This is a genomic window from Caballeronia sp. LZ043 (genome assembly GCF_031451075.1).
Taxonomy (GTDB): Bacteria; Pseudomonadota; Gammaproteobacteria; order Burkholderiales; family Burkholderiaceae; genus Caballeronia.
In genome coordinates, this window is record NZ_JARUXT010000021.1 from 1 (window position 1) to 4,552 (window position 4,552).

At 63.2% G+C, this 4,552-nt stretch carries 5 protein-coding genes; 4 read left to right on the top strand and 1 reads right to left on the bottom strand.

What is annotated here, in order from left to right:
- Positions 1-663 (bottom strand): acyclic terpene utilization AtuA family protein (locus QCE64_RS36075; RefSeq protein ID WP_310009115.1); only part of this gene is annotated, 663 nt, incomplete at its 3' end.
- A gap of 158 nt (positions 664-821) precedes the next feature.
- Here QCE64_RS36075 and QCE64_RS36080 point away from each other — a divergent pair.
- From QCE64_RS36080 to QCE64_RS36095, 4 genes are all read left to right on the top strand, one after another.
- Positions 822-1,790: a LysR family transcriptional regulator gene (locus tag QCE64_RS36080; protein ID WP_309936119.1), complete on the top strand. Its 969-nt coding sequence runs from the start codon at positions 822-824 to the stop codon at positions 1,788-1,790.
- Positions 1,791-1,947: 157 nt separating this feature from the next.
- On the top strand, positions 1,948-2,457 hold the full coding sequence (locus QCE64_RS36085) for a flavin reductase family protein (protein ID WP_309927947.1): 510 nt from the start codon (positions 1,948-1,950) through the stop codon (positions 2,455-2,457).
- Positions 2,458-2,466: 9 nt separating this feature from the next.
- Positions 2,467-3,627: an iron-containing alcohol dehydrogenase gene (locus QCE64_RS36090; RefSeq protein ID WP_310009117.1), complete on the top strand. Its 1,161-nt coding sequence runs from the start codon at positions 2,467-2,469 to the stop codon at positions 3,625-3,627.
- On the top strand, positions 3,624-4,091 hold the full coding sequence (locus QCE64_RS36095; RefSeq protein WP_309927951.1) for a 6,7-dimethyl-8-ribityllumazine synthase: 468 nt from the start codon (positions 3,624-3,626) through the stop codon (positions 4,089-4,091). The genes QCE64_RS36090 and QCE64_RS36095 overlap by 4 nt, the downstream gene beginning before the upstream one ends.
- The last annotated feature ends 461 nt before the right edge of the window (positions 4,092-4,552 follow it).

Genomic DNA, 4,552 nt, shown 5'->3' on the forward strand with positions numbered 1-4,552 from the left:
AATCACCTTGCCCTTGGGCTCCGCGCAGTTCGCCCCGCACTCGACGATCTTGCCCATGTGCCAGTAGATGCCCGGCTCGATCCCGTGCAGCATGCACAGTCCCGCGAACGGCGCCGGATCGTACGCACGGCCCGCCACGATGATGTCCAGATCGGGATGCTCGCGCAGTGTCTTCGCAAACGGCTCCGCACCCATCTGCGCGACGATATGCGACGACGCGCCCACATCCGACACCTGCAACTCCGGCGCCGATGCGCACGGCGTGATGCGGCTTTCGCCCATCGCATCGCGGACATACGAGGGGTCCACATCCGAATAGATCTTGGCGATCTTGAAGCGATAGCCTTCGCGCTTCGCGATCTCTTCGATCACATCGACCATGAAGTCCACATGCGCGCGAATGCCGGGGCCACCCGCCGAGCTGATATAGATCGGCACCTTGCGCGTGGCGCAGGCGTCGAGCATCAGCGACAGATCGCGCAGATACGCTTCACGCGTCACCAGTGTCTTCGGCAGGCCGAGCAGATAGGGACCGGGGTCGGTAGAGCCGCCATCGACGATCATCGCGTCGGGCTGTTGATCGATGCCGCGCCAGAAGTCGGCCGCCGGGATGCCGTAGCCCAGGATGCCGTTCGGCGTCAGGATCTTGATTTCGTCCTTCATGAAGTCTCCTTGCGCATCCTTCGGAGCGCCGCATGCTTCGGCATGACGCAAGAGGCGCAGTCGTATGAACCGATTATGTCGAGGCCCACGCCACGACACTATTTGCTTTATGAGATAGACTCATAGACATTCCTGATAAAACCCGGAGACCTTGGGCCATGACGTCCGACAAGCCGGACGAAGCCGCGCATGCCGCGGCGCCGGTCACGCTGCGTTTCGACCTCGTCGAACTGGAGACTTTTCTTGCGGTGGTGGAACTGGGCAGCTTCAGCGCCGCCGCCAGGCGTCTGCATATCTCCCAGCCTTCCGTGACGGCCCGCGTGCAGCGGCTCGAATCGACCTTGAAAACCCGGCTGCTCGTGCGCACCACGCGTCACGTGGAGCCGACCGCCGCCGGCAAGCGCTTGCGCGAGCACGCGGAAGCCGCGCTGCGCGACCTGCGCAAGCTGCTGACCGAATTCCAGGCCGATGCCGAAGCAGCGCGGCTGCGCGTAGTCGTCGCCGCCACGCCGATGATCTCGGCCGTCATGTTGCCCTCGCTGATCCATTCCTTCTGCCAGCGCTATCCGGACGTGCAGATCCAGTTGCGCGACCTGCAATATGAAGACGTGGTCGCGCGGATCGAGAGCAGCGAGGCGGATCTCGCGGTCGTCGCATTCGATAACGATTCGAGCAAGCTGAGTTTCGAAGCGCTCACGGAAGAGGACATGCTGGTCGTGGTGCCGACCTCGCATGCGCTCGCGCCCGCCGGCGAAGTGACGCTGGAGCAGCTCGCGCAAGTGCCGCTGATGCTGCTGGACCGCTATTCGATCCTGCGCGAGCGGCTCGCCGACGAGTTCGCGAAACGCGGTCTTGCGCTGCGGCCGATGCACCACGCCGCCAACCTGAGCACGCTGCTCGGCATGGTGGACGCGGGTCTGGGAGCCACCTTCCTGCCGCGCTCGATGGCGCAGCGCTACGCGCGCGACACTCGCGCCACGCTTCAGGTCACCGACGTCAAGCTGATGCGCAGCTTCGGCATTCTGCGTTCGCGCGATGCGGACCTGAGCGCCGCCGCGCTGAGCTTCGTGCGGCATTTGCAGGCGAACTTCGGCGCGACGCTGACCAGCGACGCGGCGCAGGCCTGACGCCATGATGCGAGCGCTTGCCACTTATCAGCGCGCTCATCTATCCGTTTTATCGATCAATCCATCGCGACATCGAAATTGTTCTGCGGGACGCGCAACTCTAGACTTGGATCATGAAGTGCAGATGCCATGCGCTCATCTCATTCCGGAGACTTTCATGACGCTCAAGAACAATCAGACCTTCCGCGACGCACTGTCGGCTTTTCCGAGCGGCGTCACCATCGTGTCGACGACCGACGAAGCCGGCCGCCACTGGGGCTTCACCGCCAGCTCGTTCTCGTCCGTATCGATGGACCCGCCGCTCGTGCTGGTGTGCATCGCCAACAAGGCGGATTCGCACGCGGCCTTCGTCACCGCGCAGCGTTACGCGATCAACATCCTCTCGCAGGATCAGAAGGACATCGCGATGCACTTCGCGCGCAAGGGCGTCGACAAGTTCGCCCCGCACGGCTTCCGCTATGGCACCGAAGACAATCCGCATCCGCCGGTGCTGCCTGGCTCGATGGCCTCGCTCGTGTGCGTCGCGCGCGACGTGCACGAAGCCGGCGATCATACGGTGCTGATCGGCGAGATCCAGGAAGTCGAGCTGTGCGAAGCCACGCCGCTCGTCTACTACAACCGGGGTTTTCGCAACCTCGAACTTGAAACCGAAGACTCTCTTTCCTGAGCGCATCGCATGAACGCATTCAGTTTCACCACGGTTCCCTCGCTCATCGTCGAATACGGCAGCGCCCGGCGGCTCGGCGCGCTGCTGCGCGAGCGCTATCGCAACGAAAGCCGCGTCGTGCTCGTGACCGACCGCTTCCTCAATCAGAGCGGCCTGATCGCGCCCGCACTCGACGACCTCTCGACCCAGGGCTGGGACGTCACCGTGATCGATGACGTCGTCGCCGATCCGCCCGATCACGTCGTGCTCGACGCCGCCACGCGCGCGAAAGCCAGCGGCGCGCAGATCGTGCTGGGGCTCGGCGGCGGTTCGTCGATGGACGTCGCCAAGCTGATCGCCGTGTTGTGCGCGAGCGAACAGCCGCTCGACAAGATGTATGGCGTCGGCAACGTGGAAGGCCCGCGTCTGCCGCTCGTGCTGATTCCGACCACGGCGGGCACCGGCTCCGAAGTCACGGCCATCTCCATCGTCACGACGGGCGCGACCACCAAGAGCGGCGTCGTCTCGCCGATTCTGTATCCGGACATCGCGCTGCTCGACGCCGAACTCACGCTCGGCCTGCCGCCGCAGGCGACCGCCGCGACCGGCATCGATGCCATGGTGCATGCGATCGAGGCTTACACGTCGGCGCGTCTGAAGAACTCGCTGTCCGACATGCTCGCCAAGGAAGCGCTGCGCCTGCTGTATGCGAACCTGCTGCCGGCTTGCCGCGACGGCAAGGACCGCGCCGCGCGCGAAGCCATGCTGCTCGGCGCGACGCTCGCCGGCCAGGCGTTCTCGAATGCGCCCGTCGCCGCGGTGCATGCGCTCGCCTATCCGCTCGGCGGACACTTTCACGTGCCGCATGGACTGTCGAATGCGCTCGTGCTGATGCACGTGCTGCGCTACAACGCGTCCGCCGCTGCCGCGCTCTATGCGGAACTCGCGGACGTGCTCGGTTGCGCGGCGGCTGGCGACAGCGCCGAGGCGAAGACCGAAGCCTTCGTCCAGGCGATGCAGACGCTCGTCAACGAGACCGGCATTCCGCGCACGCTGCGTGAAGTGGGCGTGGAGGAATCGCATCTGCCGATGCTCGCCTCCGACGCGATGAAGCAGCAGCGCCTGCTCATCAACAATCCGCGCGAGATGACGGAAGCCGCCGCGCTCGACATCTACAAGGCCGCGCTATGAACGCGCCGTCGCAACCGGTCAAACCCTTGCGCATTGCGTTTGTGCAGTCGTGCTGGCATCGCGAGATCGTCGATCAGTGCCGGCATGCGTTTCTTGCGCGCGTCGCGGAATTGGGTTTTGCTGCAAGCGCTGTCGAGTGCTTTGATGTTCCCGGAGCGTTCGAACTGCCGCTGCACGCGAAGCTGCTCGCCACGCGCGGCGGTTTCGATGCGGTGGTGGCAGCCGGGCTTGTAGTCGATGGCGGGATCTACCGGCATGAGTTTGTTGCGCAGGCGGTCATCAACGGGCTGATGCAGGTTCAACTCGACACGCTCACGCCGGTGTTCTCGGCCGTGCTGACGCCGCATCACTTTCATGCAGGCGAAGAGCATCTGCGCTTCTTCCACGATCATATGAGCGTGAAGGGGCGTGAAGTGGCGAATGCTTGTATCGAAACGCTGGAGCGTGTGGCGCTTCTTGTTTGATCACACGCTTGAGTAGTGACAAAGGCATCCGGTTTTTAGTCGGATGCCTTTTTTATTTTCATGACGGATTGAGAACGTGCAGCGTGATCCAGGTTGATGATGCTCATAGGCATTAATCCATTCAGATACCTGTTCTTGACTGCGTGCGCACTTCGAATAATTAGGAAAAGTCGCGTTATATCGCATGCACTCGCGGGGATACATTGACAGTCGGTCGAATACGCAATCCGCGTGTTCTGTTTCATATCGATTGTCGAGGTCTCATCGTGTCGAATGCCGGGTTACAGAATAACGGGATGCTTGGTCCAGCCGCTCGCGCACGACGCCGACAACAATAACGCAGGCACGGGGACGCAGGCGACATGACGATGCTGGCAGTGAACCACCTGACGCCGGTGGTCGGCATCGACGTGCATTGGGTCAATCTCCCGCCGTCGCCCGCGCCTGTTCCGCTGCCGCAT